This window comes from Actinomadura geliboluensis (assembly GCF_043197915.1).
In the GTDB taxonomy this organism is placed as follows: Bacteria; Actinomycetota; Actinomycetes; order Streptosporangiales; family Streptosporangiaceae; genus Spirillospora; species Spirillospora geliboluensis.
This window is the reverse complement of the sequence record NZ_JBICUA010000011.1, coordinates 111,502-136,802: the sequence shown is the minus strand read 5'-3', so window position 1 is coordinate 136,802 and position 25,301 is coordinate 111,502. Positions and strand designations below refer to the sequence as shown.

At 74.3% G+C, this 25,301-nt stretch carries 22 protein-coding genes; 8 read left to right on the top strand and 14 right to left on the bottom strand.

Going from position 1 to position 25,301, the window contains the following annotated elements; all coding sequences use genetic code 11:
- Positions 1–10: 10 nt before the first annotated feature.
- The 11 genes from ACGFI1_RS32065 to ACGFI1_RS32015 form a co-directional block, all read right to left on the bottom strand.
- Positions 11–1,015 carry a BadF/BadG/BcrA/BcrD ATPase family protein gene (locus tag ACGFI1_RS32065; RefSeq protein WP_386866751.1) on the bottom strand — a complete coding sequence of 335 codons (1,005 nt, stop codon included), beginning with the start codon at positions 1,013–1,015 and terminating at the stop codon, positions 11–13.
- On the bottom strand, positions 1,015–2,286 hold the full coding sequence (locus ACGFI1_RS32060) for a 6-phospho-beta-glucosidase (protein ID WP_392790837.1): 1,272 nt from the start codon (positions 2,284–2,286) through the stop codon (positions 1,015–1,017). Before ACGFI1_RS32060 ends, ACGFI1_RS32065 begins: the two co-directional genes overlap by 1 nt.
- Positions 2,283–3,113: a carbohydrate ABC transporter permease gene (locus ACGFI1_RS32055; protein ID WP_392790834.1), complete on the bottom strand. Its 831-nt coding sequence runs from the start codon at positions 3,111–3,113 to the stop codon at positions 2,283–2,285. The genes ACGFI1_RS32060 and ACGFI1_RS32055 overlap by 4 nt, the downstream gene beginning before the upstream one ends.
- A complete protein-coding gene (locus tag ACGFI1_RS32050; RefSeq protein WP_392734936.1) occupies positions 3,110–4,087 on the bottom strand; it encodes a carbohydrate ABC transporter permease in 978 nt (325 codons plus the stop codon). Before ACGFI1_RS32050 ends, ACGFI1_RS32055 begins: the two co-directional genes overlap by 4 nt.
- A gap of 3 nt (positions 4,088–4,090) precedes the next feature.
- The gene (locus ACGFI1_RS32045; RefSeq protein ID WP_392790832.1) at positions 4,091–5,407 is read right to left on the bottom strand and encodes an ABC transporter substrate-binding protein; all 1,317 of its coding nucleotides are present in this window, start codon (positions 5,405–5,407) and stop codon (positions 4,091–4,093) included.
- A 43-nt stretch (positions 5,408–5,450) separates the two neighbouring features.
- The gene (locus ACGFI1_RS32040; protein ID WP_386865613.1) at positions 5,451–6,692 is read right to left on the bottom strand and encodes an ROK family transcriptional regulator; all 1,242 of its coding nucleotides are present in this window, start codon (positions 6,690–6,692) and stop codon (positions 5,451–5,453) included.
- A 132-nt stretch (positions 6,693–6,824) separates the two neighbouring features.
- Positions 6,825–7,364 carry a DUF1707 and FHA domain-containing protein gene (locus ACGFI1_RS32035; protein WP_138640189.1) on the bottom strand — a complete coding sequence of 180 codons (540 nt, stop codon included), beginning with the start codon at positions 7,362–7,364 and terminating at the stop codon, positions 6,825–6,827.
- 156 nt (positions 7,365–7,520) lie between these two features.
- Entirely contained in the window at positions 7,521–8,732 is a 1,212-nt protein-coding gene (locus ACGFI1_RS32030; RefSeq protein ID WP_392790830.1) for an acyl-CoA dehydrogenase family protein, read from the bottom strand.
- Positions 8,733–8,800: 68 nt separating this feature from the next.
- On the bottom strand, positions 8,801–9,892 hold the full coding sequence (locus ACGFI1_RS32025) for a DUF3616 domain-containing protein (protein ID WP_392790827.1): 1,092 nt from the start codon (positions 9,890–9,892) through the stop codon (positions 8,801–8,803).
- A gap of 62 nt (positions 9,893–9,954) precedes the next feature.
- Positions 9,955–11,124 (bottom strand): cytochrome P450, encoded by a 1,170-nt coding sequence (locus ACGFI1_RS32020; protein WP_392790824.1) that lies wholly within the window; start codon positions 11,122–11,124, stop codon positions 9,955–9,957.
- 73 nt (positions 11,125–11,197) lie between these two features.
- Positions 11,198–12,592: a KamA family radical SAM protein gene (locus tag ACGFI1_RS32015; RefSeq protein WP_392790821.1), complete on the bottom strand. Its 1,395-nt coding sequence runs from the start codon at positions 12,590–12,592 to the stop codon at positions 11,198–11,200.
- A gap of 142 nt (positions 12,593–12,734) precedes the next feature.
- Between ACGFI1_RS32015 and kdd the strand changes: the two genes are divergently transcribed.
- Together kdd and ACGFI1_RS32005 are read left to right on the top strand one after the other, a co-directional pair.
- Positions 12,735–13,841, top strand: coding sequence for an L-erythro-3,5-diaminohexanoate dehydrogenase (gene kdd, locus ACGFI1_RS32010; protein ID WP_392790818.1), 1,107 nt, complete (start codon positions 12,735–12,737; stop codon positions 13,839–13,841).
- 52 nt (positions 13,842–13,893) lie between these two features.
- A complete protein-coding gene (locus ACGFI1_RS32005; RefSeq protein ID WP_138640195.1) occupies positions 13,894–15,225 on the top strand; it encodes a DUF2252 domain-containing protein in 1,332 nt (443 codons plus the stop codon).
- 21 nt (positions 15,226–15,246) lie between these two features.
- Here ACGFI1_RS32005 and ACGFI1_RS32000 read toward each other — a convergent pair whose 3' ends face one another.
- On the bottom strand, positions 15,247–16,842 hold the full coding sequence (locus ACGFI1_RS32000; protein ID WP_392790816.1) for a PP2C family protein-serine/threonine phosphatase: 1,596 nt from the start codon (positions 16,840–16,842) through the stop codon (positions 15,247–15,249).
- Positions 16,843–16,942: 100 nt separating this feature from the next.
- On the opposite strand from ACGFI1_RS32000, the gene ACGFI1_RS31995 reads away from it, so the two are divergent.
- A complete protein-coding gene (locus tag ACGFI1_RS31995) occupies positions 16,943–17,743 on the top strand; it encodes an SAM-dependent methyltransferase (RefSeq protein ID WP_392790814.1) in 801 nt (266 codons plus the stop codon).
- A gap of 46 nt (positions 17,744–17,789) precedes the next feature.
- On the opposite strand, the gene ACGFI1_RS31990 is transcribed toward ACGFI1_RS31995, so the two are convergent.
- Together ACGFI1_RS31990 and ACGFI1_RS31985 are read right to left on the bottom strand one after the other, a co-directional pair.
- The gene (locus tag ACGFI1_RS31990; protein ID WP_392790811.1) at positions 17,790–18,386 is read right to left on the bottom strand and encodes a hypothetical protein; all 597 of its coding nucleotides are present in this window, start codon (positions 18,384–18,386) and stop codon (positions 17,790–17,792) included.
- A 1-nt stretch (position 18,387) separates the two neighbouring features.
- Entirely contained in the window at positions 18,388–19,152 is a 765-nt protein-coding gene (locus tag ACGFI1_RS31985; protein ID WP_387066693.1) for a bestrophin-like domain, read from the bottom strand.
- Positions 19,153–19,424: 272 nt separating this feature from the next.
- Between ACGFI1_RS31985 and kamD the strand changes: the two genes are divergently transcribed.
- The 5 genes from kamD (at position 19,425) to ACGFI1_RS31960 (ending at position 25,263) form a co-directional block, all read left to right on the top strand.
- Positions 19,425–21,050, top strand: a complete 1,626-nt coding sequence (gene kamD, locus ACGFI1_RS31980; RefSeq protein WP_392790808.1) for a lysine 5,6-aminomutase subunit alpha — start codon at positions 19,425–19,427, stop codon at positions 21,048–21,050.
- Positions 21,047–21,901, top strand: coding sequence for a lysine 5,6-aminomutase subunit beta (kamE, locus tag ACGFI1_RS31975; protein ID WP_387066699.1), 855 nt, complete (start codon positions 21,047–21,049; stop codon positions 21,899–21,901). The genes kamD and kamE overlap by 4 nt, the downstream gene beginning before the upstream one ends.
- Positions 21,894–22,289 carry a 3-aminobutyryl-CoA ammonia lyase gene (gene kal / locus ACGFI1_RS31970; RefSeq protein ID WP_392790805.1) on the top strand — a complete coding sequence of 132 codons (396 nt, stop codon included), beginning with the start codon at positions 21,894–21,896 and terminating at the stop codon, positions 22,287–22,289. Before kamE ends, kal begins: the two co-directional genes overlap by 8 nt.
- A 542-nt stretch (positions 22,290–22,831) precedes the next feature.
- Positions 22,832–24,511: an apolipoprotein N-acyltransferase gene (gene lnt / locus ACGFI1_RS31965; RefSeq protein WP_392790803.1), complete on the top strand. Its 1,680-nt coding sequence runs from the start codon at positions 22,832–22,834 to the stop codon at positions 24,509–24,511.
- Between the two features lie 5 nt (positions 24,512–24,516).
- Entirely contained in the window at positions 24,517–25,263 is a 747-nt protein-coding gene (locus ACGFI1_RS31960) for a polyprenol monophosphomannose synthase (protein ID WP_138642124.1), read from the top strand.
- Positions 25,264–25,301: the final 38 nt, after the last annotated feature.

The following is a 25,301-nucleotide window of genomic DNA, read 5'->3' as shown; positions in this document are numbered from 1 at the left end:
CCTTACAACGTCAAGGCCGGCGGCGGCGGAACGTGGCCCGGAGCGTGTCGTGGGCGGACGGCGGCGCGCCGGCGTGGTCGAGGGCGAGCAGCGCCGCGCCGAGCAGCGGGGGGTCCGCGGGGACGAGGAGCCGGGCGCGGGGGGCGAGGTCGGCGTAGCGGGCGGCGACGGCGTCCATCAGCGGCGGGCGGCGGGCGGCCAGGACACCGCCGCCGAGCACCACGTCGGCGGGGGTGTCCAGCAGCCCGAGACGGCGCAGCGCCACCGAGCCGAGGACCGCGACCTCCTCGGCGAGCCGCGCCGCGACCCGGCCCGCGACCGCGTCCCCGGCCTCGGCGGCGTCCAGCAGGACGGGCGCGAGGCCGGTGAGGCGGCCCTGCGCGATCTCGCCGAGGTGGATGCCGAGGCCGACGTCGAGGGCCCGCTCCACGCCGAAGTGCGCGGCGACCGCCGCGGTCAGCGCCGTCGCGGGGCCGCGGCCGTCCTCGCCGCGGATGGCGTGCCACAGCGCGGCCCGGCCGAGCGCGGCACCGCCGCCCCAGTCACCGGTGTGGTCGCCGAGGGAGGGGAACCGGGCGGTGCGGCCGTCCGGGGCGACGCCCGCGCAGTTGATCCCGGCACCGCACACCACGGCGACGCCCCACCCCTCGGTGGCGGCCGTGCGCAGCAGCGCGAACGTGTCGTTGCCGACCGTGACGCCCGGCGCGGCGCCGCGGGCCAGCAGCAGCTTCTCCAGCCGCTCCTCCTCGTCCGGCAGGTCGACGTTGGCCATGTAGGCGGCGAGGTGCGCGACGTCGCCGGGGCGGGCGCCCGCGTCGCGCAGCGCGGCGGCGACCACCGCGTCCAGCGCGTCCAGCGCCGCGTCGAGCCCGCCCGCCTGCGGGTGGAACCCGCCGCCGCGCGCGGTGGCGAGCAGCTCCCCGCCGGCGCCCAGCACCGCCGCGTCGGTCTTGCTGTTGCCGCCGTCCACGGCGACGAGCACGCCCGGGGCGTGATGGCCGCCGCGGGCGGCCATCACGCCGCCCACGGCAGGTGCGCGCGGTTGGCGGCGACCAGGTCGCGGGCGAGCCGCTCGGCCGGCTCGCGCTGCCCGACGAGGGGGTGCGCGAGCAGCGCCGCCGCGACCCGGTCGACGCCGCCGCGCAGCGCCGCGTCCAGGGCCAGCTCCTCGTAGCCCGACACGTGCGCGATCAGCCCCGCGAACAGCGGCTCGACGGCCGGGACGGGCAGCGGCACCGCGCCGGACGCGGTGATCCGCGCCGGCACCTCGATGACGGCGCGGTCGTCCAGGAACGGCAGCGTCCCGTGGTTGCGGACGTTGACGACCTGCACGTCGCCGCGGCCGGCCAGCAGCGACACCGCGAGCCGCACCGCGGCCTCGGAGTAGAACGCGCCGCCGCGCTCGGCGAGCCGGGCGGGCTTGGAGTCCAGCTTCGGGTCGGCGTACTGGGCGAGGAGGTCGCGTTCGAGCGCCGCGACCTCCTCGGCCCGCGACCGCGCGCCGCGCTGCTCCTCGACCACGCGGTCGTGGTCGTAGAAGTAGCGCAGGTAGTAGGACGGGACGGCACCGAGCCCGCGCAGGAACGGCGCGGGCAGCCCGGAGATCGCGGCGAGCGCGTCCGGGTGCCGGTCGAGCAGCTCCGGCAGGACCTCCTGCCCGTCCCGCCGCACCGACCGCACCCAGGTGAGGTGGTTGAGCCCGGCGTGGCCGAGGCCGATCCGGCCGGGCTCGACGCCGAGCAGCGCCGCCGCGCGCCGCTGGAACCCGATCGCGACGTTGCACAGCCCGACGGCGCGGTGCCCGGCGTCCAGCAGCGCGCGGGTGACGATGCCGACCGGGTTGGTGAAGTCGATGATCCACGCGTCGGGGGCGCGGGCGGCGACGCGCGCGGCGATGTCCAGCACGACCGGGACGGTGCGCAGCGCCTTGGCCAGGCCGCCGGCGCCGGTCGTCTCCTGCCCGACGCAGCCGCACGCCAGCGGCAGCGTCTCGTCGACGTGCCGGGCGGCCTGCCCGCCGACCCGCAGCTGCAGCAGGACGACCGCCGCGTCCGCCACCGCCGCGTCGAGGTCGCCGGCGGCGGCGACCTCGGCGGTGACGACCCGCGCCGGATGCCCGGCGCGGGCCAGCATCCGCCGCGTGAGGCCGCCGACGAGCTCCAGCCGCCGCGCGTCGGGATCGGCGAGCACCAGCTCCGACACCGGCAGCGCCGCGTGCGCCGCCGCGATCCCCTCGACCAGTTCGGGGGTGTAGGTGGACCCGCCCCCGATGACCGTCAGCTTCAACCCTTCACTCCCGTCAACGTCACACCCTGGATGAACACCCGCTGGGCGAGCATGAACACCACGAGCACCGGCAGGATCGTCAGCAGCGTCGCCGCCATGGTGAGGTTCCACTCCACGTGGTGGGCGGCGCGGAACGTGGCGACGCCGATCGCGAGCGTCCAGTGGTCGGGGTCGGCGTACACCAGCGGCCGGAAGTAGTCGTTCCAGCAGTAGAAGAACTGGAACAGCGCGACCGCCGCCAGCGCAGGCTTCGCCATCGGCAGCACGACCCGCAGCATCGTGCGCAGCTCCCCGCAGCCGTCCACGCGGGCGGCGTCGGCGTACTCGCGGGGAATCGTCACGAGGAACTGGCGCAGCAGGAAGATGGAGAACGCGTCCCCGAACAGCTGCGGGATGATCAGCGGCCACAGCGTGCCGGTGAGCCCGAGCCGCGCCCACACGATGTACAGCGGCACCATGGTGACCTGCGGCGGCAGCATCATCGCCGCGATCACCACGACGAACGCGGCGTTGCGGCCGCGGAACCGGAACCGCGCCAGCGCGTACGCCACCGGGACGCTGGACACCAGCATGAACACCGTCGACAGGGCCGCGTACACGGTGCTGTTGACCGTCCAGCGGACCATGTCGCCGCTGAACACGTCGGCGAAGTTCGCGAGGTGCCAGCCGTCCGGCCACAGGTCGCCGCTGAGCGCCTGCCGGTCGGACATCACCGCGGTCAGCAGCATGAACGCCGGCGGCGCCAGGAACATCACGGCGAGCGCGACGGCGACGGCGTGCACGGCGACCCACTGCAGGGCGCGGCTCGCCCGGCCTCCGCGGGTCATCGGGCCTCCTCCCCGGTGAACGCGCGGAACCGGCGCAGCAGGAAGAGCGTGAACACCATCGCGGTGGCGAACATGACCAGCGCGAGCACGCACGCGTAGCCCATGTTGAACTGCCGGAACCCTTGGTCGTAGAGCCACTGCGGGAACGTCAGCGTGGATCCGTCGGGGTAGCCGGGCGCGTACTGGGTGCCGGGCAGGTCGGCGCGCCCGGAGGCGACCTTGCCCGCCACCATCGGCTGGGTGAAGTACTGCAGCGCCTCGATGACGCCGGTGACGGCGGAGAACGCCAGCACGGGGGAGATGGACGGCAGCGTGATGTGCCGGAACCGCGACCAGGCGCCGGCGCCGTCGATGGCGGCGGCCTCGTACAGCGACGCGGGCACGTTCAGCAGCGCCGCCAGCATGATGATCATCACGTCGCCGACCGCCCACAGGGCGAGCAGGGTGAGGCCGGGCTTGGCCCAGGCGGCGTCGTTGAAGAAGTCCGGCAGCGTGAACCCGAGCCGCTCGGTGAGGGCCGGGAAGGGGCCGGTGCCGGGGTTCAGCAGGAACACGAACGCGACCGTGGCCGACACCGGCGGGATCAGGTACGGCAGGTAGAGGACGGCGCGCAGCAGGTTCCCGCCTCGCCTGATCCGGGTGAGGAGCTGGGCGACGCCGAGCCCGAACAGCACCCGCAGGGGGACGAGCACGGCCACCAGCCACAGCGTGTTCCGCATGGCGGTCCACGCCTCCCGGTCGTGCAGCAGGTAGGCGTAGTTGTCGAGGCCGGTGTACTCCAGGGTGAACAGGTCGTAGCGGGTGAAGGAGAAGTAGACGGTGGCGGCGAGCGGGTAGGCGAAGAAAAGCCCGAACCCCGCGAGCCAGGGGGACAGGAACGCCAGGACGCGGAGGCGCCGGCGGCGGCGCGCCCGCGCCGCCGCCGTCCCGGTCCGCGCCCCCGGGAGCGGGAGGCGCAGCGAGCCGGGGGCCACGGGTCAGCCCCCGGCGAGCTTGAGGGACCCGTCGACCTCGCCGTCGAGCCGCTTGAGCGCGGCGGGCAGGTCGCGGACCTTGCCGGGCTCCCACTCGTCCTGGACGAACTTCTGGAACCGCACGATGTAGTCGTTGCCGTTCGCCGTCGGCGGGGCCGTGGTGCTGCTGGGGTTCTTGAACACGTCGAGGAACGTGCGGAACTGCTCCGGCAGCCTCAGCTGCGGCGACGACAGCGCCGGGATCGTGGACGGCACGTTGCCGAGCGCGTTGGCGAAGGTGACGAGCGCGCCGGTGTCGGTCGTGAGGTACCGGACGAACTCCCAGGCGGCCTGCGCGTGCTCGGCGCCGCGCGGGATGCCGACGACGGTGCCGGTGAGGAACCCGCCGCCGTAGCCGGCGGCGCGGTCGTCGGAGACGGGCGCGGGCGCGGTGCCGTAGTCGAGCCCCGGCGCCTCCTCCTGGATGAACTTGGTGCGCCACTCGCCGTCGACGGCCATCGCGACCTTCCCCTTCTGGAAGGGGTTGGACGACTCGAACTCCTGGCCCATCGAGCGCAGGAACTTCTTGACGTTGTCGTAGCCGTACCAGTCGAGGAGGCTCTTGCTCCACTCCAGGTACGCGGTGACGGCGGGGTCGGCGGCGAAGTTCGACGTGCCTCCGGGGGTCAGCCACGTCACGCCGAACTGGGGCGCGAGGTGCTGGGTCTGGTGCTCGTAGTACTGGGCGGACGGCATGAACCCGGCGACCTTGATGGTGCCGTCGGGGGCGCGGACGGTGAGCTTCTTGGCCAGCGCGGTCAGCTCGCTCATCGTCTTGGGCGGCTGTTCGCCCTTCATCAGCTTCTTGTTGTAGTAGAGCCCGTAGGCGTCGGCCAGCAGCGGCATCGCGCACCGGACGCCCTTGTACTGGGTGTACTGCTGCACGGCCTTGGGGAACTGGTTCAGGTCCAGCTTGGACTTGGCGATGTAGGGGGCGAGGTTCTGCCAGGCGCCGCTCTGGCACCACTGGCCGACGCTGTCTGTGGTGAAGGACGACACCACGTCGGGCGGGTTGCCGCCGCGGATGGCGTTGGTGATGCGGTCGTCGGTCTGGCCCTTGACGAGTTTGACGGTGACGTTGGGGTGGGCCTTGTTGAAGCCGGCGACGGCGTCCTCGAACGCCTTGACCTCGTGCGGGGCGCTCCAGCCGTGCCAGACCTCGATGGTCTGCTTCGCTTCGGCCCCGGGGCCGCTGGAGGAATCGCCGCCGGCGGTGCAGCCGGCGGCGAGGAACACGGCGGCGAAGGCTGCGGTGAGGCGGCGCGGGATGGTGGTGGGCACTGCGGTCCTCCTTGGGGGTGGGGGAGGGCGTGCGGTACGGGGGTCAGGGGACGGTGGTGGAGAAGACCTCGTCTCGGGTCTCCGTGAGTGCCTGCTGGAGCGCCCCGGCCAGGACGGGGTTGCCCTCGACGGTGCTGAGCCGCACCCGGGGACGCGGGATCGTCAGGCTGTGCAGGTGCTGTTCGACGCGCGCGCGGAGCGGTTCCCCTCCGGCGCGCAGGACGTCGCCGGTGAGGACGACGAGTGCGGGGTCGATGACGGCCACGACGGTGGCGAGGGTGGCGCCGAGCCGGGTCGCGAGTTCGGTGAGGGCGCGTTCCGCGCGCGCGCCCGCGTCGCTGGCGGTGCGCTTGCCGGTGGCGGGGCCGGTCTCGACGTCGGCGGCGGCGCGGCCGAGCGCGGTGGCGGCGTCGCGTCCGCGGAAGCCGTGCTCGCGCATCAGCTTCAGCACGGCGCTGCCGCCGGTGAGGCTGTGCACGCCGCCGGTGTGGGTGCGGCGGACGCCGCGCATCAGCGGGGCGCCCACGGCGGGCATGTAGCCGATCTCGCCGGCGCCGCCGGTCGCGCCGCGGTGCAGGGCGCCGTTGAGCACGACGGCCATGCCGACGCCGTCGGCGACCCACAGCAGCACGAAGTCGCGGGCGCCGCCCGCCTCCGGCGCCGCCTGGCCGCGGGCCTGCTCGGCCAGCGCGGCGAGGTTGACGTCGTTCTCGATGGCCACGGGCACGCCGAGGCCGCGGCCGAGCACGGCGACGAGGTCGGGGATGTGCCAGCCGGGGATGTGCGCGGCGTAGCCGAGCCGCCCGGTGGCGGGGTCGACGGCGCCCTGGATGCCGATGACGGCGCGGGCCAGCGCCGTGCGGGCCAGCCCGGCCGCGGCGGCGGCGCCGTCGAGCGCCTCGGCGGTGCGGGCGACGGCGTCCACGCCGGTGCGCGCGGGGGTGGCGAGGGTGTGCTCGCCGACGACGGTCCCGGCCAGGTCGGCGACGGAGGCCCGGATCCGCGCCGGGGTGACGTCGACGCCGGCGACGTGGGCGGCGGCGCCGTTGATCCGGTACAGCTCGGCGGTGCGGCCGGGCAGGCCCTCCCGGATCCCGTCCCGGACGACGAGTCCGGCCGCCTCCAGCCGGGCGAGCAGCTGCGAGGAGGTCGGCTTGGACAGCCCGGTGAGGTCGGAGATCTGCGGCCGGGTCAGCGGGCCCCGGGCGAGCAGCGCCTCCAGCGCGGCGCGGTCGTTGATGGCCCGCAGCAGGCTGGGGGTCCCCGGGACGGACGGGCTGGGCACGGCGGCTCCTCCGAGTTAAGAAGGTTTCCTAACTTGGAGGAGAAAGTAAGGACTCTTAACGAAGACGTCAAGACCCCGGCCGGTCCCGGACGGAACAGAGGGAGGGGCGGGGGAGGGGCGGGGAGCGGGGTGTCAGGGGGCGGTGGCGACGAAGCTGGCGTTGCCGAAGCCGACCTCGTCGCCGGGCCGCAGCCGGACCGGGCCGGTCAGCCGCCAGCCGTTCACCCGGGTGCCGTTCATCGACCCGAGGTCGGAGATCATCCAGCCGTCCCCGGCCCGGTAGATCTCGGCGTGGAACCGCGAGACGGTGAGGTCGGTGAGGATGAACTGGCAGGCGGGGGCGCGGCCGACGACGATCCGCTTCAGCTCCGCGGGCGGCAGCATGAACCGCGGCAGCCGCGGCGCCCGCCAGGCCGCCTCGATCCGCGCGGTCACCTGCGACACCGACGACACGAGCCCGGTCAGCCGGTCGATGACGCGGTTCTGCGGGGGGAGGTCGTGCACGATGTCGGCCAGCTCGGCCTGGCTGCGCGCCCGCAGCACCTGGTCGACGCGGCGCTCGAACGTCTCGTCCGACATCCGGCCCTCGGCCACGCGGTCGCTCAGGACGCGCAGGGCCCGGTCCCGCTGCGTGTCGGACGCTCTCACCGGGAATGAGCCCTGACCGTCCATGGCTGTGAGTATCCAGTCCCCATCGTCGGCTGTCCAGAAAGGGCCGCGGCCCAGGGGGGCGGGCGATCGCCCTCACCCGCCCCCCACCTTTTCGATGGCCGGCCCGCCGCGGAAGTTCGCGGCGGGCGCCGTCTTTCCGGTGCCGGACGCGCGGGGTCAGCGCGACAGCAGGTCGCGGGCGATATGCGTCACCTGGATCTCGTCGGTGCCCGCGTAGATCTGGAACGACTTGGCGTCGCGGGCGAGCTGCTCGACGCGGTACTCGCTCATGTAGCCGTTGCCGCCGAACAGCTGCACCGCCTCCTGCGCGACCTCGCTGGCGGCCTGCGCGGCGTACAGCTTCATCGCGGACGCCTCGGCGAGCGTCATCGGCCGCCCGGCCCGCTGCATCTCGATGTGCCGGAACACCAGGTTCTGGACGTTGAGCCGCGCGACCTCCATCTTGGCCAGCTTCAGCTGGATGAGCTGGAAGTCGCCGATCCGCTGCCCCCACAGCTCGCGGGTCTTGGCGTACTCGACCGACAGCTTCAGGCACTCCTCGATGACGCCGAGGGCCATCGCGGCGACGCCGGCGCGCTCGGTGACGAAGTTCTGCTTGGCCGACTCCTTGCCGCCCTGCGAGCCGGAGGTCAGCAGGCGGTCGGCGCCGGCGCGGACGTCGTTGAGGAACAGCTCGCCGGTGGGGGAGGAGTGCAGGCCCATCTTGCGCAGCGGCTTGCTCTGCTCCAGGCCCTCCATGCCGCGGTCGAGGACGAACGTCAGGATCTCCCGGTCGCGCGCCTCCCGCCCGTCGTCGAGCTTGCAGTAGAAGACGATGGTGTCGGCGTAGGGGCCGTTGGTGATGAAGGTCTTGCTGCCGTTGATGACGTACTCGTCGCCGACCTTCCTGGCGGTGGCCTGCATGCCGCCGAAGGCGTCCGAGCCGGAGTTGGGCTCGGTGATGGCCCAGGCGCCGACCTTCTCCATGGTGAGCAGCGGCAGCGCCCAGCGCTCCTTCTGCTCGGGGGTGCCGCGCTTCATGATCGTCCCGGCGGCGAGGCCGAGCCCGACCCCCATCGCCGACACCAGGCCGGGCGCGACCTTGCACAGCTCGATGACCGGGATCATCGTCATCGCGGCGCCGCCGCTGCCGGGCCGGTCCTCCTCGCCGGACTCCCGCGCCTCGCCCGCACGCTCCTTGGCGATGCGGGCGTGGAAGGACGAGCGCGCCATCTCGTCCATCCCGAACGTCTTGTACAGACCGCGGAGCAGGTCGTAGGGCGGCAGCTCGCCCGACTCCAGCGCGTCCAGGTTGGGCCGGACCTCGGCGTCGATCCAGCCGCGCACCGCGTCCCGGATCATCAGGTCTTCCTCGGACCACTCGATCATGCTCTCGTCCTGCCCCTTCGACTCCTGCCGGTTGCAGGGCCATCCAAGCAGACGAGGCAAGCGAGCGCTTATTCGGGTAGCGCGACCACGTCGGCGAGGACGCCGCCGCCCGCGGTGAGGCGCGCGGGGGCCGGGCTGTCGTAGACGACCAGGACGCGGGTGCCGGGCTCGTCCAGCACGGCGATGCCCTCGGCGTGGTCGTCGCCGTCGCCGTAGGGCAGGTCGCCCAGCGTCTCCAGCTCCTCGGCCGGGACGATCCCGGCGGCGTCCGCGCGGGCCGCGCCGCGCCAGCGCACGACCCGCACGGGGCCGTCGAGGTCCATGCTCGGCCCGGTGAGGACGAGGAGGTCGTCGCCGTGCGGGCACAGGTCCCGGATGCCGAGGCCGCCGAGGTCGAGGAAGTGCGTCCGGTACAGGTCCCCGTCCCCGTCCCCGTCCTCGTCGCCGTCGCCGAGCGGCAGCGGGCGCAGCTTGCGCGGGTCGCGGGGGTCGGTGCCGGGGCGGATCTCCACCAGCACCGCCCAGCCGCGCAGCACCGGGCCGCGCAGCCCGATGTAGAGCCGGTCGCCGTGCGCGGCGATGCCCTCGATGTCGATGCCGTTGTCCTTGCTCGGGATGCCCAGAAACGGCGCGAGGTGGGGGTCGTCCTCCAGCAGGTCGGTGAGGGAGTCCTTGTCCAGCCCGAGGACGGCGGCGGTGCGGCCGCCGTCCTCGCGGACGACGGCGGGCAGCCCGTCCTCGCCGGTGACCAGGGGGAGGCGCGCCAGGATGAAGCGGTTGTCCTCGCGGACGACGGTGGCCAGCCGCTTGCGGGCCTTCGCCGCGCTCTGCCCCGGCTTGATCTTCTTGCGCTTGAGGCTGTGCGACCCGATGGCCCACAGCCAGCCGTTGGCCCGCGCCAGGCCCTCGATGTCGGCCTCCTCGTCGGGGCCGGCGGGCAGCGGCACCAGGTCGGCGAGCGCGACCGTGGCCTGCCCGTCGTAGCCGGTCACGCGGCCGTCGCCGTCCAGCACGGCGGTGAGCCGCTCGATGGTGGCGGTCTCGTCGCCCGCCACCCACAGGCAGCGGCCGTCCTGCCGTACGGCGGACAGGTTGGTGTGCGTCCCGGCTTCCCGGCTTTCCGCTCCGAACCGGAGTTCGACCCGGCGTTCCACGATCATGGGCGACATGCTCCCATATCCGGCGGCCCTTCATGCCGGGGAAAAGGGGCCTGAACTGGCCTTCAGCGGTCCCAGCGGACGTCCAGCCGCGGCGGCTTGCGGAACACCAGCCCGTGCGGGCGGGCCGGGCGGCCGGGGTCCGGGCGCAGCCCCGGCAGCCGCCCGAGCAGCGCGCCGAGCGCCGTCCGGGTCTCCAGCCTGGCCAGGTGGGCGCCGAAGCAGAAGTGCGGGCCGTGCGCGAACGCCAGGTGCTCGGCGGCGTTGGCGCGCCGCACGTCGAAGCGGTCGGGGTCGGGGAAGACCGCCGGGTCGCGGTTGGCGGCGGTGATCGACACCCGCACCAGCTCGCCCGCGCGGATCGCCGTCCCGCCGAGCTCGGTGTCGCGGACGGCGTACCGGTCGACGACGGCCGCGGCGGGCTCCAGCCGCAGCGACTCCTCGATCGCCGCGGGGAGCAGGCCCGGGTCGTCCAGGACGAGCCGGAGCTGCCCGGGGTGCCCGAGCAGGTGCAGCGCCGCGTTGGCGATCATGCCCTCGGTGGTGTCGATGCCGCCGAACATCAGGATCGCCGCGTTCGCCACGACCTCGGCCGTGGCGAGCCCGGCCTCGTCGCGGGCGGCCTCGGCCAGCAGCGACCCGGGCCGGGACGCGGTGATCGCCTCCTCGACGGCCGCGGTGAGCAGCCGGTACGCCTCGGCCGCGGCCATCGGGGCGGTGCCGCCCGCGGTGATGGCCGACACCGCGTCCACGAACGCCCCGTACCAGGACCGGACGGTCGCCGCGTCCACGCCCTCCAGGCCGAGCGCCTCGGTGACGACCGCGACGGCGAGCGGCCCGGCGAGCGCGCCGCGCAGCTCGGCCCGCCCGTCCGGGGCGAGGCCGTCCACCAGCCGGGCCGCCTCGGCCTCGACGAACGCGGTGAACCGCTCGCGGGTCCGCGCCGGGCGGAACGGCCGCGCGAACGGGTCGCGGTGCCGGGTGTGGGCGGGGCCGTCCAGCGACAGCATGCTGGGCCCGACGACCTGCGCGGTGGAGAAGCGCGGGTCGTCCACGGTGAAGGTCGCGGCGTCGCGCAGCACCCGCAGGGCCAGCTCGCGGGAGGTCACCAGCCGGCCGCCCAGGGCGGGGACGAGGGCGACGGGGTCGCGCTCCCGCAGCCGCGCGAGGTGCGGGTAGGGGGCGTCCGCCAGGTCGGCGGCGGTCAGGTCGGCGGCGGCCGGCACGGTGGTCATCCGTCCGAGGATACGGCCCGGCGCTTATGATCTACAACGTAAAGGCGCCGGGCCGGTCGCGCGTCACGGCACCTCACGCGGCGGTGGAGCGTTCCCGCCACCACGCCCGGCCCGCCTCGGGCAGGGTGTCGATCGGGTCGTAGTACTCGTAGCGGCGGGTCAGCGCGTCCGGGTCGGACAGCTCCAGGCCGGTGCGGTAGTTCTTCGTCCAGTAGGAGACGCCGCGCTCGCGGTCGTAGTCGGCGAGCTGGTGCACCCACCGCTTGCCGACATAGGGGACGTCGCAGACGATGCGCGGGGTGGCGAAGCCGGGCAGGTAGCCCATGATCGCGTGCTGCAGCTCCTGCGCCTCCCAGACGGCGAGCCGCCAGTGCTCGCTGTGCGGGATCATGTCGCACATGTACAGGTAGTACGGCATGATCCCGGCCTCGTCGAGCAGCGCGAACGACAGGTCGAGCAGCGCCTCCGGCGTGTCGTTGACGCCGCGCAGCAGCACGCCCTGGTTGCGGACGTCCCGGATGCCGGTGTCGAGCATCGCGCGGGCCGCCCGGGCGACCAGCGGCGTCACCGACTGGGCGGCGTTGACGTGGGTGTGGATCGCGATCTGCACGCCGCGCCGGTGCGCGGTGGCGGCCAGCCGCTCCATCCCGGCGCGGACGTCGTCCTGCAGCCAGTGCTGCGGCAGGCCCATCAGCGCCTTGCTGGCCAGCCGGATGTCGCGGATGCTGTCGATCTCCATCAGGGACGCGACGAACGACTCCAGCCGCGGCCAGGGCATGTTGGCGACGTCGCCGCCGGACACGACCACGTCGCGGACGCCGGGGGTGCGGCGCAGGTAGTCGAGCATCGCGCCGAGCCGGTCCGGCGGCTTGATCGTGAACTTGTGCTTGTCGACGTTCGGCGTGGAGTTGCCGACCAGGTCCATGCGGGTGCAGTGGCCGCAGTACTGCGGGCAGGTCGGCAGGAGCTCCGCCAGCACCTTGGTGGGGTAGCGGTGGGTGAGGCCCTCGACCGCCCACATCTCGGCCTCGTGCAGCGAGTCGCGGGTCGCCAGCGGGTGCGACGGCCAGTCGGTGCGCCGGTCGCTGAACACCGGGAGCATGTAGCGCCGCACGGGGTCGGCGTAGAAGGCGTCGGTGGAGGAGGAGTCCATCGTGTTGAGCATCTGCGGCGGCAGCAGCATCGACATCGTCGCGCGCTCGGCCTGGTCGCGCTCCAGGTCGGCGTAGAACGACTCGTCAAGCCGGTCACCCATGAGCCGGCGGAGCTGCCGCACGGTCTTCACGCAGTGGGCCCGCTGCCACTGCGCCGACTCCCACTCGTCCTCGGTGACGTCCCGCCAGCCGGGCAGGCGCCGCCAGTCGGGCTCCTCCAGGGGCCGGCGCCGGTAGGCGTACGGCTGGCGTGCGGTCCCGTCGGACGCGCGGGCGCCGGCCGCGGCCGCGTCCGGGTGCAGGGCAGTGGTCATCGTCGACCGCCTCCTAGCCTCACATTGATCGCGCAAAACTCTTGTATGGGCCCGACGTTACGGGAAGACTTTCGTCGAAACTAGTGGTGCCCTGAACATCTTGCGCTACACCGGGTGTTTTCGGAAGAGAGGCGGGACGGCGATGACCGACGGCGGGACGGCCCTCACGGGCGGGGGCACGGGCACGGACGGCGGCACGGGCACGGACGGCGGCACGGGCGGCGGCACGGCGGTGGGGCTGCACCGGGTGCTGGAGCCCGCGGGCGTGCTGCCGCAGGCGGCGCACCGCCTCGACACCGACCCGCGGATCCGGCCCGACGAGGTCCGCATCGGCGTCGAGCGGCTCAACCTCGACGCCGCGTCCTACCGGCAGCTGCACACCGCGCACGGCGGGGACCCCGCTGCGATCCGCGCCGAGGTGCTGCGGATCATCGGCGAGCGCGGCAAGATGCACAACCCCGTCACCGGGTCGGGCGGCATGCTCGTCGGCGTCGTCGAGGAGGCCGGGCCGGAGTCGCCGCTCGGGCTGGAGCCCGGCGACCGCGTCGCCACCCTCGTCTCCCTCACCCTCACCCCCCTCGCCGTCACCGACGGCCTCGCCGGCTGGGACGGCCTGTCGGAGCAGGTGCCCGCCCGCGGCCACGCGATCCTGTTCGCCCGCTCCATCGCCGCCGTCCTGCCCGGCGACCTGCCGGTCCCGCTCGCGCTCGCCGTCATGGACGTCTGCGGCGCCCCCGCCCTCACCGCCCGGGTCGTCGCCGCCCGCAGCGCCCCGGCGGTCGCGGTGCTCGGCGCCGCCGGCAAGTCCGGCTGCCTGGCGCTGGCCGCCGCGCGCCGCGCCGGCGCGGCCCGCGTGATCGGGCTCGTGCCCACCGCCGAGGAGGAGGAGCGCCTCACCGCGTCCGGGCTCGCCGACACCGTCGTGCGCGCCGACGCCCGCGACCCCGTCGCCGTCGCCGCCGCCATCGGTGAGCCGGTCGACGTCACCGTCGTGTGCGTGGACGTCCCCGGCTGCGAGCACGGCGCGATCCTCGCCACCGCGTCCGGCGGCACCGTCGTGTTCTTCTCCATGGCGACCTCCTTCCCGGCCGCCGCGCTCGGCGCCGAGGGCCTCGCCGCCGACGTCACGATGCTCATCGGGAACGGGTACGTCCCCGGGCACGCCGAGACCGCCCTTGACCTGGTCCGGACGGAACCGGCCGTGCGCGCGCTGTTCACCTCCCGGACGGGTCCGGATTCGGCACAATGACCGGGAACGCCCCGGCAGCGGCGGGGCTCACCCGATCATCGAGGGAGAGAGAATGGCGAGCATCACCGAGGAGCTGCGCGGGCGCGACCCCAAGGAGCGCCGGGCGCAGATCGTCGACGTCCTGGTCGACGCGTTCTCGGACCTGATGGAGCGCAGCCCCGCCGAGTTCCGCCGCCGCTTCCGCAAGATGGCCTCCGACCCGTTCGCGTTCTACCGGGGCAGCGCCTGCCTGTTCTACGCCGACATCGCCGGCGACGACGACCCGTGGGCCGACGAGCGCACCTCCCGCGTATGGATCCAGGGCGACCTGCACGCCCAGAACTTCGGCACCTACATGAACGACGACGGCGTGTTCGTCTTCGACGTCAACGACTACGACGAGGCCTACGTCGGCCACTTCACCTGGGACGTCAAGCGGCTCGTCGCGAGCCTGGCGCTGCTGGCCTGGCAGAAGGCGATCTCCGACGCCGACATCCGCCGGCTCATCGAGACCTACGTGCGCGCCTACGTCGACCAGGTCCGCAGGTTCGCCGAGCACGAGGGCGACGAGAAGTTCGCGCTGACCCTCGACACCACCGACGGCTACGTCCGGGACGTGCTCGTCGCCGCGATGGGCGGCACCCGCATCGGGCTGCTGGCGGAGATGACGGTCGTCGACGGCGCCGAGCGCCGCTTCAGGGACCGGCCCGGCGTCCGCCGCCTCGGCGACGCCGAGCGCGCCGAGGTCGAGGCCGCCTACCAGGAGTACCTGACCACGATCCCCGCCGAGAAGCGGTTCGGCAGCCTCACCTACCAGGTCAAGGACATCGTCGGCGCGTCCGGGTTCGGCATCGGCTCGGCCGGCCTGTCGGCCTACAACATCCTGGTCGAGGGCAACACCCAGGCGCTGGAGAACGACGTCGTCCTGTCGATGAAGCAGGGCAACGTCGCCGCGCCGAGCCGCGTCGTCCACGACGAGCGCATCCGCGCCTACTTCCAGCACCACGGGCACCGCACCGCCGTGTCGCGCCGCGCGCTGCAGGCCAACAGCGACCCGTGGCTCGGCCACACCCGGATCGGCGGCGTCGGCTACGTCGTGCAGGAGCTGTCCCCCTACGAGGAGGACCTCGACTGGGGCGGCCTCACCGAGCCCGAGGACATGCTCTCGGTGCTGGACGACCTCGGCCGCGCCACCGCCAAGGTGCACTGCGTGTCCGACACCGACTCCGACCACACCCTCGTCGGCTTCCAGGTCGAGGACGCCATCAACGCGGTGATCGGCCCGGACGAGTCGGCGTTCGTCGAGGCGATGGTCGCGTTCGGCACCCGGTACGCCGAGATCGTCCGCGACGACCACACCTACTTCGTCGACGCGTTCCGCAACCACGAGATCCCCGGCCTGTAGGGCGGGCCCGCCCCTCCGGGGTCAGGACGCGGGGCGGATCAGGAGCAGCGCGATGTCGTCGTGGCCCTGCTGGTCGGACATCAGGGCCAGGACGCCGTCGGCGGTGTCCTCCAGCGACGCGGACCGGGAGGCGACCAGCGCCGACGCCAGCCGGGCGATGCCCTCGTCGATGTTGCGCATGCGGCTCTCCACCAGCCCGTCGGTGTAGAACGCCAGGGTGGCGCCCGCCGGGATCTCGGCCGCCAGCTGCTCGTAGGCGGGCGGGTGGTCGGGGTCGGACACGCCGAGCGGCAGCCCGTGCGGGAACGCGAACCGCCGCGCCGTCCCGTCGGGCAGCGCCAGCAGCGGCGGCGGATGCCCCGCGCACGCCACCTCGCAGCGCAGCGTCGCCGGGTCGCACACCATGCACAGGCACGTCGCGAACTGGGCGGCGTCCAGGTCCTGGGCGATGGAGTCGAGCCGCTCCAGCACCTCGGCGGGCGGGAACTCGCAGCTGGCCAGGGTGTGCGCGGCGACCCGCAGCTGCCCCATCGCGGCGGCGGCGGTGACGCCGTGCCCGACCGAGTCGCCGATCACGACCGCGACCTTGTCGCCGGGCAGCGGGACCACGTCGTACCAGTCGCCGCCGCCGACGCCGCTGCCCGCCGGCCGGTAGCGGTGCGCGATCTCCAGGCCGGGCGGGACGGCGATCCCGGCGGGCAGCAGCCCGGCCTTCAGCGCGGTGGCGGTGCGATGCTCGCGCCGGTACTGGCAGGCGTTGTCGACGCAGGTCGCGGCGCGCCCGGCGAGTTCGGCGGCGAGCGCGGTGTCGGCGGCGGCGAACGGCAGCCGGCCGCGCTTGCGGCTGAACACCGCGAACCCCAGCGCCCGGCCCCGCGCCACCAGCGGCACAGCCAGCAGCGACACGTGGTCCAGCAGCCCGTCGATGACGCGGCCGGTGTGCCGCGCCACCGTGTCCTGGACGGCGTCGCCGCCGAACTCGACCATGCCGCCGGTGGTGAGGCAGCGGGCGTAGGGGGTGGACGGCGGGTAGACGATGACCTCGTTGACGGGGAACTCGCGGGCCCACTCGCGCGGGTCGTCCTCGGCGAACGCGACCGCGAGGCGCCGCACGACCGCCGAGCCGTCGGCCTCCGCGGCGGGCTGGTCGTCGTCGGCGAGCAGCCGCTCCAGCACGTAGATAGCGCCGGCGTCGGCGAACCGTGGGACGGTGACGGCGACGATCTCGCGGGCGGTGCGGTGCAGGTCGAGGGTGGAGCCGATGCGGCGGCCCGCCTCGTTGAGCAGTTCCAGCCCGTCGGCCCAGGGCGGCGACACCGTCAGCACGGCGGCGGTGCCGCCGTCCGCGCACACGAACGGGGCGCAGGTGACCGAGACGCCGTCGCCCGACAGCGGCAGCACCCCGGACCAGGGCCGGCCGGAGGCGGCCAGCTTCAGCGCGGCGGCGAGCGGCTCGGCCGCCCCGGGGCGGCCGAGCAGGCCGGGCAGCGCGGCGCCGACCGCCTCGCCCGCGCCGCGGGCGAACAGGCGCGCGGCGCCCTCGCTCCACCCGGTGACCCTGCCGTCGGGGGCGAGCAGGACGGTCACCGGCCCCGGTCGTGCGGGCTGTTCGGACATCGGTCCTCGCTGTCCCGGTTGCGGGCGCTCGGCGGAGCGGCCCGGGTTACGCTGAGTCCGCCCCGCGACGGCCACCCCTCGGTCATTAGGGAGACGATGCATGGACTCCGAGTGGATCCCACCCGAGGTCGACAGTCGAAGGCCAAGCGTCGCACGGGTCTATGACTTCCTGCTCGGCGGAGCCCACAATTTCGCGTCAGATCGTGATCTGGCGACGGGGCTGCTGCGGGTGGAGCCGCAGGCCCGGGAGCTGGCGCGGGCGAACCGGGCGTTCCTGCGGCGCGCGGTCCGCACGCTGGCCGCCTCGGGCGTGGCGCAGTTCGTCGACATCGGCTCGGGCATCCCGACGCAGGGCAACGTGCACGAGGTCGCGCAGAGCGTGAACCCGGACGCGCGGGTGGTGTACGTCGACAACGACGACGTCGCCGTCGCGCACAGCCGCGCGATCCTGGCGGGCAACGACCAGACCGCGGTCCTGCAGGCCGACATGCGGCGCCCGGCCGACGTCCTCGCCGACCCGGAGCTGAAGCGGCTGGTCGACCCGTCCGAGCCGGTGGCGTTCCTGCTGGTGGCGGCCCTGCACCTGGTCAAGCCCGAGGAGGACCCGGGCGGGATCGTCGCGGCGTTCCGCGACGCGGCCGCCCCCGGCAGCCACCTGGTGGTCTCGCACCTCACCCATGAGGCGCAGCCGGGCAAGACCGCCGCGATCGGCAAGCTCTACGACCGGGCCAGCTCCCCGGCGGTCGCCCGCTCGCACGCGGAGATCCTGCGGTTCTTCGACGGCTGGGAGCTGCTCGACCCGGGCCTGGTGTACGTGCCGCTGTGGCGCCCGGACGAGGGCGAGACCGTCGACGACCCCGAGCGGTTCCTGGTCTACGGCGGAGTCGGCCGCCTGCCCTGACGCCCCGCCCCGGCTGCCCCGGCGCGCGCCCGCTCGCGGGCGCGTCTCAGCGGGCGAAGGCGATCGCGGTGCCGGCGCTGATCACGACCGCGAGGACGACCAGGACGAGCGAGGTGTCCAGCGGGTCGCGGCGGCGCGGCGGCTCCTTCACCGCGCGCGGCGCGGTGTGCGCCGGCTGCGGGGACGCCTGCTCGGGCTTCTTCGCGGGCGGCGGGGCCGGGCGCGTGCGCGGCGGCGCCGGCGGGGCCTGCGCGTCGACCGGCCGGGGCGGCGGCGCCGCCGGCCGCGGCGGGGGCGCGGGGGAGTGGGCTGGCGGGGCCGGTTCGGCGGGCGGCTCGGGGACCTCGGGCGGCGGCTCTTGCGGCGGGGGCGGTGGTTCCTCCGGCGGCGCGGGCGGTTCCTGCGGCGGCGGAGGGGCCGGGGTCTGCGGCGGAGGCGGCGGAGGCGGGGGCGGGGGCTGGTGCGGCTCGCAGGGTGAGCCGCCCTGGCCGGCGCCGGGGCCGATCTCGATGTCGATGCACACGCTGATGATCGGATGCGGGGTCGGGTCGGCGAGCGCGGCGGCGGGGAAGGCGAGCGCGCCCGCGACCGCGGCGGGCAGCACGGCGGGCAGCGCGGCGGGCCGGAACGGCAGCGGGCGCATGTCAGCCGCCCGCCCCGACGCGCTGCAGCTCGGCCTGCAGGTGCGTGAACGCCTCCGGGCCGACGGCGAGGGCGCCGCTGAAGACATGGGAGATGTCGACGGTCAGGTAGGCCCCGGCGGCCAGCAGCGCCGCCATGATCGACAGCGGGACGAGCGTGGCGCCGCGCGGGCGGGCGCCCGACAGGAACGGCAGCAGCAGGACGGCGACGCCGGTCAGCAGCGTCATCGCCAGCAGCCCGGCGGGCGGGGCGGTGCGCGCGTCGGCGGCGCGCTGGTTGCGGGCGCCGGAGATCTCGCTGAGGTGGTCGAGGACGGCGTTGCGGGCGTCCTTCAGCTCGTCGGAGTCGGCCTTGACGGCGATGACGTAGCGGCGCAGGTCGTCCAGGTCGCGCTGGCCGTCGGAGCTGAGGCGGCCGTGCTCCATCAGCCGCCACTCGGGGCCGCGGACCAGCGCGACGTACCGGCTCAGCTCCGCCTGGACGTGCCGCGCGTCGGGCGCGGGGAGCCGGTTCGCGGCCCAGTACGCCTCGGAGATCGCCTGGCTCTCGGCGTAGGTGTTGGAGCGCGCCGCGTCGGCGGTCGTCCACGGCACCACGATGGCGATGGCGAAGGCCAGCAGGAACAGCGCCGAGAGCATCGCCCCGGTGTGCGCGGTGGTGGGGCCGTCGGGGTCGGGGTCGTCCACGCCCTTCAGGCGGCGGACGAGCCGGCTCGCCACGAGCACCACGCCGATCGCGCAGGCCGCGGCCGCACAGTAAAGGATCATGCCACTCCCGCGTTGGGCTGTTATCACTGAGGGTGAGTTTAATTTCACGTACGGTCGTTACCGGTGGGTTCGCCACTGACCGTCACCTGAAGGTGACATGACCGGCCGGACAGGGAAGGTGATCGGTACGGGCGCGGCCAGGTCGGAGGAATCTGCCGCGACTTCTTGTGAAATACGCTGTTCATGCCGGAAGATCTCCCGTAGAGCACCCGGTATGAAGGACGATTGTTCGGACCGGCCTGAGAGGGGCGGCTGCGTGAGGGGAGACGGCGATGGCGCCGCAGGGAAAGCTGGACCTCGACCCGGAGGCGGTGCGCACCGCCCGGCGGCTCGCCGCCCGCGCCGCGGAACCGATCATCGAGATGGCGCGCTCCCACACCACCGTCTCGGTTGAGCGGGCGCTGCTGCGCCTGGCCGGCCTCGCCGGCGCCGACGACGGCGGGCGGCCGTGGGCCAACCACCTCGCCGACGCCGTCCGCGACCAGGTCGGCCTGGAGCACGGCCTCGCGCTCCCGGTCTGGGACGCGCTGCTGAGCGGCCCGCACGGCTCCCTGCGCGACCTCGCGCAGGCCGCCGCCGCGGGCCGGGTGTCGTTCCGGCTCCCGTCCGGCACCGACGCCGACCACGCCCGCAAGGCCGCCGCCGAGGCCGCCCGCGGCGGCATCGCCCGCATCGACCGGCGCCGCGCCGAGCGCGACCGGCTGCTGGCCGAGCTGCCCGCCCCCGACAGCGCCGACCCGCCGCAGCCGCTGGTCTACCTGATCGTCGCGACCGGCGACATTTACGAGGACATCCCGCAGGCGCAGGCCGCCGCCCGCGAGGGCGCCGACGTCGTCGCGGTGATCCGCTCCACCGGCCAGTCGCTGCTGGACTTCGTCCCCGAGGGCGCCACCCGCGAGGGCTACGCCGGCACCTACGCCACCCGCGAGAACTTCCGGCTGATGCGCGCCGCGCTGGACGACGTCTCCCGCGAGCTCGGCCGCTACGTCCGGCTGACCAACTACGCCTCCGGGCTGTGCATGCCGGAGATCGCCGCGCTCGCCGGGCTGGAGCGCCTGGACATGATGCTCAACGACTGCATGTACGGCATCATCTTCCGCGACATCAACCCCCGCCGGACGTTCATCGACCAGCGGTTCTCCCGGCAGGTCCACGCCCGCGCCGGCATCGTCATCAACACCGGCGAGGACAACTACCTCACCACCGCCGACGCCGTCGACGCCGCGCACACCGTGGTCGTCAGCCAGCTGCTCAACGAGCGGTTCGGGCACGAGGCCGGCCTCTCCGACGCCCAGCTCGGCCTCGGCCACGCCTTCGAGATCGACCCGGCGGTGCCCGAGTCCTTCCGGCTGGAGCTCGCGCACGCCCAGCTCGTCCGGGAGCTGTTCCCCGGCGCGCCGCTGAAGTACATGCCGCCCACCAAGCACATGACCGGCAACATCTTCGCCGGCTACCTGCTGGACGCCTTCTTCAACCTCGCCGGCGTGATGACCGGCCAGTCGATCATCCTGATCGGGATGATGACCGAGGGCATCCACACCCCGTGGCTGTCGGACCGCGACCTCGCGCTGGAGAACGTCCGCTACGTCCGCGACGCCTGCGGGAGCCTCGCCGAGGACTTCACGCCCCGCCCGGACGGGATGATCGTCCAGCGCGCCCGGCAGGTGCTGGCGGAGTCGGTGGACCTGCTCGAGCGCATCGCCGACGACGGGCTCCTCAACGCGATCGCCGAGGGCACCTTCGGCGTCACCCGCCGCCCGCCCGACGGCGGCAAGGGCCTGGACGGCGTCGTCCCCCGCGCCGACGGCTACTTCAACCCCGCCATCGACATCCTCGACACCGAGGACCCGCACGCCGGCAGCACCGTCGGCGCGGCCCAGCAGGAGGTGCCCGCATGACCGTCGAGAGCCCCGGAACCGGCACGCGGGCGCCAGCCGAGCCCGCCGACACCCGCCAGGTCATCCGCCCCTACGGCGACACCACCGGCGACGGCATGGTGCAGATGTCGTTCACCCTGCCCGTCCCCGCCGGCAAGCGCGCCGAGGCCGCCGCCCTGCAGCTCGCCGGGAAGATGGGCCTGGACCCCGCCAGCGTCGTGCACGCCAAGCCGATGGGGCCCGACTTCACCTTCTTCATCGTGTACGGCAAGGTCCGGCACCTGATCGACTACGCGTCCATCCCGGCCCCCGAGGAGCGCGCCTACCCGCTGCTGACCTCGCAGGAGGTGAACCTGGCGATCCGCGGCGCGCTGAACCGGCGGCTGGTGGTCGTCGGCGCCTGCATCGGCACCGACGCCCACACCGTCGGCATCGACGCGATCCTGAACGTCAAGGGGTTCGCGGGGGAGAAGGGCCTGGAGTACTACCGGGAGATCCAGGTCGTGAACATGGGTGCCCAGGTCACCGTCGAGGAGCTGGTGGAGCGCGCCAAGGCCGAGAACGCCGACGCCGTCCTGGTGTCGCAGGTCGTCACCCAGCGCAACGCGCACCTGCACAACACCAAGCAGATGGCCGCCGCGTTCCACGCCGAGTACCCGACCGCCGTGGCCGGCGGGGTGGGGCGGCCGCTGCTGGTGGTCGGCGGCCCCCGCTTCGACACCGTCACCGAGGCCGACCTCGGCGTCGACCGGATCTTCGGCAAGGGCACCACGCCCGCCGAGGTCGCCAGCTACCTCGTCCACGCCCTGTTGCCCGACCAGCCGGCCGCCCGCGGCGCGGACGGCCCCGACCACGGAGACGACGATGAGTGATCCGCGCGAGGGGACGACCGTCACCCACCGCCGCTACGTCCCCTACTCCCACGCCCACTACGCAGGCGACCTGGTCGACGGCGCCTACGTCCTCGGGCAGTTCGGCGACGCGGCCACCGAGCTGTGCGTCCGCACCGACGGCGACGAGGGCCTGTTCGCCTCCTACTCCGACGTCCAGTTCCGCGCCCCGGTCAAGGCCGGGGACGTGCTGGAGACCACGGCCGTGCTGGTCCGCGCCGGCACCCGCAGCCGCGTGATGGAGTTCGAGGCGCGCGTGGTGTGCCGGGGCCGCCCCGACAAGGGCGAGTCGGCCGCCGAGGCGCTGGCGGAGCCGATCGTGGCGGTCACCGCGACCGGCACGGTGGTGGTCGCCGCGCCCGGCGGCTGACCCCCGCCCCCGGCGGGTCCCGCCACGCCGCTCGCGGCGATCTTCGCAGCCGATTTCGCGGACGGCTGATCATGTCTCTGACCTGCGGCGACGCGAGTCCCCGCAGAACATGCGGCGGTTGACATGAGGCCGGAAGCCGGTAGTTTTGCTGCAGTCCAGCACGGGACTCACCGATCGGCCGCCCGAGGCGCCGCCGGGCATCGCACCACGACGGGGACGGGGACCACGCGAGTGGTCCGGTTTCGTGTCCGCCTCAGCCAGTGCGGTGCTCCGGGAGCGGGCCCGGGCGGAGCCGCCCGATCGCGCGGGGGGTTGGACCCGGGAAGGGCCCGGACATCCAGTAGAAAACGGAGGCTCGCTCTCACCGCCTGTGGGACGGCTCCGGCCCGACGGATGTCGCGGGCCCTCTTCCGTGTCCGCACGCCTCCGGCCTCTGCGCGCCGGTCCGCGGCCCCCCGACCCCCGGCGGCGCGGGCGCGGTCGCCGCGGACGCTCGCGCCCGGTAGCGTTCCGGGAAGGGAACGAGCGAACGAGGTGGGTACGTGGCCCAGGAGACCCTGCGCGACCGGTCGCCGGCCGGGGGCCCCGGCGGGGGCCGGGACGGCGCGCCCGGCGCCGCGGCTCCGCGCGGGCGGCTGAGCCGACTGCGCGGCGCGGTGCGGCGCGGCGGCCGCGCGGGCTGGCCCCGCACCCTGCTGGCCGTCGCCGCCGGCCTCGCCATGTGGCTGGCGTTCCCGCCGCTCGACCTCACCCCGCTCGCCCCCGCCGGCGTCGCGCTGCTCACCCTCGTGCTGCGGGGCCTGCCGGCCCGCACCGGCGCCTGGGTCGCCTTCGTCGCCGGCGCCGCGTTCTTCCTGCCCGTCCTGGAAGGCATCTCCGCGATCGGCCCGGACGGCTGGATCGTGCTCAGCCTCGTCCAAGCGCTGTACTTCCTGCCGCTGGGCGCGGGCATCGCGGTCGTGACCCGGCTGCCCGCCTGGCCGCTGTGGACGGCCGCGCTGTGGGTCGGCGAGGAGCTGATCCGCGGCCGGGTCCCGTTCGGCGGGTTCCCGTGGGCGCGGCTGGCCTTCAGCCAGACCGCCACGCCCCTCACCCCGTACGCGTCCTACGGCGGTGCGCCCCTGGTGACGTTCGTGACGGCCCTGATCGGCGGGCTGCTCGCCTACGCCGCCGTCGCCGCGCACCGCGCCCGCGCCGCCCGCCGCGCCGCCGCCTCCGCCGAGGGGGAGGAGCGCCCGCCCGCGCCGCCCCGGGCGCTGGTCCCGGCCGCGGCCTCCCTCGCGCTGATCGCGGCGCTCGCCGGCGGCGGGCTGCTGATCCCCACCCCCGCCTCGGGGCGCCCGGTCACCGTCGCGGTGATCCAGGGCAACGTCCCGCGCCTCGGCCTGGACTTCCTCGGCCAGCGCAAGGCCGTCCTGAACAACCACGTCAAGGCCACCCACGAGCTGGCCGCCCGGGTCCGCGCCGGCGAGCTGCCCCGCCCCGAACTGGTGGTGTGGCCCGAGAACGCCAGCGACCTGGACCCCTACGCCGAACCCGACGCCTACACCGCCATCGACGGCGCGGTGAAGGACGTCGGCGTCCCCGTCCTGGTCGGCGCCCTCACCGACACCCCCGACGGCGAGAAGGTCGAGAACCGCGGCATCGTCTGGGACCCGCGCAGCGGCCCGGGCGACTACTACGTCAAGCGGCACCCCGTCCCGTTCGGGGAGTACCTGCCGTTCCGCGACGTCCTCACCAAGCTGATCACCCGGTTCGAGCGGATCCCCCGCGACTTCGCCAAGGGCACCCGCTCGGGCGTCATGCGGCTCGGCCCGGTCACCGTCGGCGACGTCATCTGCTTCGAGGTCGCCTACGACACCGAGGTCCGTGACGTGGCGGCGGGCAACCTGCTGGTCGTGCAGACCAACAACGCCACCTACGGCCGCACCACCCTGCCGCCGCAGCAGATCGCGATGTCCCGGCTGCGCGCGGTCGAACATGGCCGTACGATCTTGGTTGCCGCGACCAGCGGGATCAGCGCGATCGTCGCCCCGGACGGCCGGATGCTCGACGAGTCACGCGAGTTCGTCCCCGACATCCAGGTCAGGACCGTCCCGGCGCGCACCGCGCGGACGGTCGCGGACCGGGTCGGCGCGGCGCCGGAGTGGGCGCTGGCGGCGCTCGGGCTCGGCGCCGTCCTCGCGGCGGCATGGACAGCCAGGAAGAACGAGGGGAATTGACACCGATGGAGATCCCAGCCGCCCTGGGCCGGGTGCTCGTGATCATCCCGACCTACAACGAGCGGGACAACATCGAGCGCATCGCCGGCCGGGTCCGCGCGGCCGTCCCGTCGGTGGACGTCCTGGTGGTCGACGACGCCAGCCCTGACGGCACCGGCGAGGTCGCCGACGCGATGGCCGCGGCCGACGAGCAGATCCAGGTCCTGCACCGCGAGGGCAAGGACGGCCTCGGCCCCGCCTACATCGCCGGGTTCCGGTGGGCCGCCGAGCACGGCTACGACGTCATGGTCGAGATGGACGCCGACGGCTCCCACCAGCCCGAGGAACTGCCGCGGCTGCTGGCCGCGCTGGAGGACGCCGACCTGGTCATCGGCGCCCGCTGGGTCCCCGGCGGCAAGGTGCGCAACTGGCCGAAGCGGCGCGAGGCGCTGTCGCGCGGCGCCAACACCTACGCCCGCCTCATGCTCGGCATCCCCCTGCACGACGCCACCGCCGGCTACCGCGCGTTCCGCGCCGCGACGCTGGCCAAGATCGGGCTGGACGAGGTCGACTCGCGCGGCTACTGCTTCCAGATCGACCTGGCGCTGCGGGCCGTGCGGCAGGGGCTGCGCGTGGTGGAGGTGCCGATCACGTTCGTCGAGCGCGAGCACGGCACCAGCAAGATGAGCCGGGACGTGATGGCCGAGGCGGCGCTGCGCATCACCCAGTGGGGCATGTCCGACCGCGTCGGCAAGATCCGCCCGCCGCGCTGAACCCGTCCCGCGCGGGAAACGTTCGGGCCCGTCCCGGC